The 3,843-nt window shown below is 41.6% G+C and carries 4 protein-coding genes and 1 tRNA gene; 3 read left to right on the top strand and 2 right to left on the bottom strand.

Translation table 11 applies throughout. The features are described 5' to 3' along the window. Positions 1 to 345: 345 nt before the first annotated feature. Positions 346 to 417, bottom strand: a tRNA-Cys gene (locus tag PN457_RS00120). 363 nt (positions 418 to 780) lie between these two features. Here PN457_RS00120 and cpdA point away from each other — a divergent pair. Then, complete coding sequence (cpdA, locus tag PN457_RS00115) at positions 781 to 1,578, top strand: 3',5'-cyclic-AMP phosphodiesterase (protein WP_271730484.1); 798 nt, start codon at positions 781 to 783, stop codon at positions 1,576 to 1,578. Between the two features lie 20 nt (positions 1,579 to 1,598). Here cpdA and PN457_RS00110 read toward each other — a convergent pair whose 3' ends face one another. Next, on the bottom strand, positions 1,599 to 2,186 hold the full coding sequence (locus PN457_RS00110) for a chromophore lyase CpcT/CpeT (protein ID WP_271730486.1): 588 nt from the start codon (positions 2,184 to 2,186) through the stop codon (positions 1,599 to 1,601). 71 nt (positions 2,187 to 2,257) lie between these two features. Between PN457_RS00110 and PN457_RS00105 the strand changes: the two genes are divergently transcribed. Next, positions 2,258 to 3,559, top strand: a complete 1,302-nt coding sequence (locus tag PN457_RS00105; protein WP_271730481.1) for a tetratricopeptide repeat protein — start codon at positions 2,258 to 2,260, stop codon at positions 3,557 to 3,559. 156 nt (positions 3,560 to 3,715) lie between these two features. Continuing rightward, on the top strand, positions 3,716 to 3,843 hold a 128-nt coding region (locus tag PN457_RS18355; protein ID WP_417006581.1), incomplete at its 3' end, for a DUF1156 domain-containing protein.

Below are 3,843 nucleotides of genomic sequence, written 5' to 3'. Positions count from 1 at the left end.
TACTTTCCCAGGAGACGCATTAACTCATGAAGCCCTTTCTCCTGATGCTACCCGCGACTTGGCGCAGATACAAAACCACTTAGAGCAGTTAACTACTCTGGTGTAGTAAGTAAGTTGATTTCCTCAATAGTGATGGGCTATCCCCATCACTTTCATATTGGTGAGGGCTGGGAATAGGGAGTAAAAAAATCTATGTCGCCTCTCAGCTCAGGTACACTGACAAATAGATAAAAATGCTCGGTGGGAGATAATATCATACCTCTCAGGTACACTGACAAATAGATAAAAATGCTCGGTGGGAGATAATATCATACCTCCGAGTTTTTTAATCTCTATTCTTCTTGAAGGCGACACCCGGATTTGAACCGGGGGATAAAGGTTTTGCAGACCTCTGCCTTACCACTTGGCTATGTCGCCGCATTCATATTTGCTGATGATAACACATTCCACAAATTTACGCCATACGTCTGAGGAAATTTTTCTCAAGTTGAGGGAATTTAGTGGTTAATGGCATTTTAACACCCCAGGAGATCGTAAGGCGAGATAAAGATATATAGGGAAAGTGTGAGGAATTGATGAATTTCTGGCAAATATGCGTGACTTAAAATACAAAAAAAAATACAATTTCACTCTTAAGATGGATAAAAATTCAGAGATTTTGATAAATTCCATGTTGATTGATGGTTTTTAGTTCTATGGTGACATTAAAGATCAGTATGACCCGGGTGAGTTACTGCCAAGACAGAATCAGATATTCAGCAAATATGATAATCAGTGAAAATGAATCAAGTATCTCCCATGTCAATTGTCCAAATCACAGATATACATCTGTTTGGCTCGGAAAATCATAAAATGCTGGGAATGCCTACTATAAAGTCTTTCCAGGCTATTGTAGACAAATTACACGCATTCGGGAATGAACTTGATCTACTGCTAGTGACGGGAAATTTATCTGGGGATGGTAATCTTCAGTCTTATGACAATCTCCAAAGTCTGCTGAACCCACTACGAATACCTGTTTATTGGTTACCGGGAAATAATGACTGTGCGATCGCCATGGATAATATCTTAAATATGGGGATGATTTCCCGGCGCAAGTCTTTTAAGCGGGGTGGGTGGAATTTTATTTTACTAGATTCTTGTGTTCCCGGTTGTAGCCATGGTTATCTTTCGGGTAAAACTCTTGATCGGCTCAACCGTGAGTTGACAATATTGGGAGATCATCCCACTTTAGTGGCGCTACATCACCCCCCTTTTGCAGTCAATTCACCGTGGTTAGATCATAGCAGTTTGCAAAATCCCCAAGAATTATTTGCTGTTCTCGATCGCCATCCCCAGGTGAAGTTAGTCTTATTTGGTCACATCCATCAGGAATTTCAACGTCAACGCGGCCAAGTTCACTACCTCGGTACTCCCTCGACGGGATTACAGTTCCGCACCCAAAGCCCTACTTTGATGATTGACTCAAAATACCCGGGTTTTCGGTTGTTAAAACTCTACCCCAATGGGATGTGGGAAACTACAGTAGAAAGAGTTCCTTATTTCCAGCCATTGGAGTTAGTTGCTACAGTATCTTAATTGAACTATATTTGTGTTACCTATATTACCTCATCGGCAAAAGTTTGGCGACGGACAAAGTAAAATGGACCTGCGACAGAACCCCAAATATGTTGGTTGGTGTCTAAATCCCGTCCTCGGTCAAGGCTGATAAATTTGTGTTCGTCAATTTCAAATTCACTATCTAGGTAGGTTTTTTGTCCCTTACGAAAAACAATACAACCTTTACCGGGTTCTACCTTACCTTTGAAGCTGTTACCAGACCACTCTACAATCATATTACATCCTGGTAGCTTTTCTAAGCAGTCCTTAGTTAAAGTTTGTAAGCGTGGGAGGTCACGGGATGCGCCATAAAAATTTTCTTCTGATTTGACGGTGTAGTTTTCAATCTCGATGCGATCGCCAGCGTTGACCAATTTTAACACCCGCACACGGTAGGGGTCATTGATCATATAATCATAGGCTTGTTCGACAAATAAACTCACCCCTGATAATAATTCTACAGGTAGGGGGCGCATACACACGCGAATATGGGCAAAAAAAGGCGGATTTTCAAAGGCTTGTGCTTGATTACTAAAATCAGCCGCCATCCAGCGGGCTAAGGTGGTAAGATCCATGGAATTAGTAATTACAGATGTTAATTTAAATTATCTAGCTTTATTTTAAGGCTTGGGATGATCACATCTGAGGTAAATTATCGATGCTCAGGCACTTGTATATTACTGTTAGTCTAGTTATCCTCTGTCAGTTTCATACTGCGGTTACCCTAGCACAGGCTCAATTTACGCCCAATCCCCTAGAACTTACCACACCTGACCCACTGCTACCGCCTTTGAGGGATAAACAGCAGTTAACTATCCCACAACGGGAAAACTTAGAGAGGGCTTTAGATGCTTTGAATCAGGAAGCTACAGCTAAATTACAAGGGGGAGACCAACCAGGAGCTTTTGCGATTTGGAACCGGGAAATACGGTTACGCCGCTATTTGGGTGTATTCGCTGAAGTAAAAGCCTTGTCCCGGTTTGGTGCGATCGCATGGGGTGAAAATGACGGGGAGCAAGTAAGATATATTACACAGCGGCTGCAAACTATCCAGCAGTCAGCCCAAAAAGCTAAGGGTTTTGATTGGGAATTAATGCGAGCGCTCGGTGAAGCATACCAGCAAGTGCGATCGCCTAAATTAGCTTTACAAGCCTATGAGCAAGTTTTAACAGTAGTACAACAGCAACAAGATACAGCAGCAGTATTGCAAACCCTAACCACAATTGGCGAACTCCATTTGAGTTGGTTTGATTATCCCCAAGCTGCGGCCACCTATGAGCAATTATTCAATTTAACTGCTAACCAGGGCGATCGCGCCAGGGAGTTAGTATATCTGCAACAGCTAAGTTATATATACCAGCAGCACCAACAACCCCAAGCAGCGATAGATACTCTCCAGAGAATAGTAAAAATTTACCAACAGGAAAATAACCTGACCAAAATACCAGAATTGCAACTCGCCATCGGCACTAATTATCAACTCCTCGCCCAAAAAAATCCTAGTTTACTCACAGAAGCATTCAACAACTATCAACAAGCTTATATTATAGCCATGGAATCGCGGCAATATGTTCGGGCTGGGGAAGCTTTACAAAAAATAATTTCTTTATATATTGACCAAGGACAAACAGACGCAGCTTTACAAGTCAGCCAAATTTTAATAGAAACCCAAGAGCAAGCCATGAATTATTATGGCATGATGGCGGCTTATGATCAAATGGGTCAATTGTATTTACAAACTCAGGACTATTCCCAAGCACTCATAGCCTTTGAAAAAGGATTAGAATTGGCTCAACAACTCAAACATCAAGAAACATACTTTACCCAGCAGATTGAGAAAGCCTCAAAATATAGCATTTCCCATGCTCGTGAGGTACAAAGTTGTTTAGTTTCAGGGAACAGGGAACACCGGAACAGGGAACACCGGAACAGGGAATATTGTTGTACTTTCTTAGTTTAGCCTATTGGTAGCGTCAATCTCCATATGCTAAAAATTTCAACATTTCTTCAATACAATTAATCATTTTGTGGAAATACTTCACCCAATATCCCCATTCACCATCCCATGAGGTAAATTAATATCATAAGTATTCCCTAGTATTCCCTGGTTACTCTGATGATAAAAAAATTAATCGAAGTCGCCCTACCCCTAGAAGCCATCAACCAAGAATCAGCCAGGGAAAAATCCATCAGACACGGACATCCTTCCACACTCCATTTATGGTGGTCAAGAAAACCTACAGC

It is taken from the genome of Anabaenopsis arnoldii, from assembly GCF_028331025.1.
GTDB lineage: Bacteria > Cyanobacteriota > Cyanobacteriia > Cyanobacteriales > Nostocaceae > Anabaenopsis > Anabaenopsis arnoldii.
The sequence above is the reverse complement of the archived record's forward strand: the minus strand, read 5'-3'. Positions and strand labels throughout refer to the sequence as shown.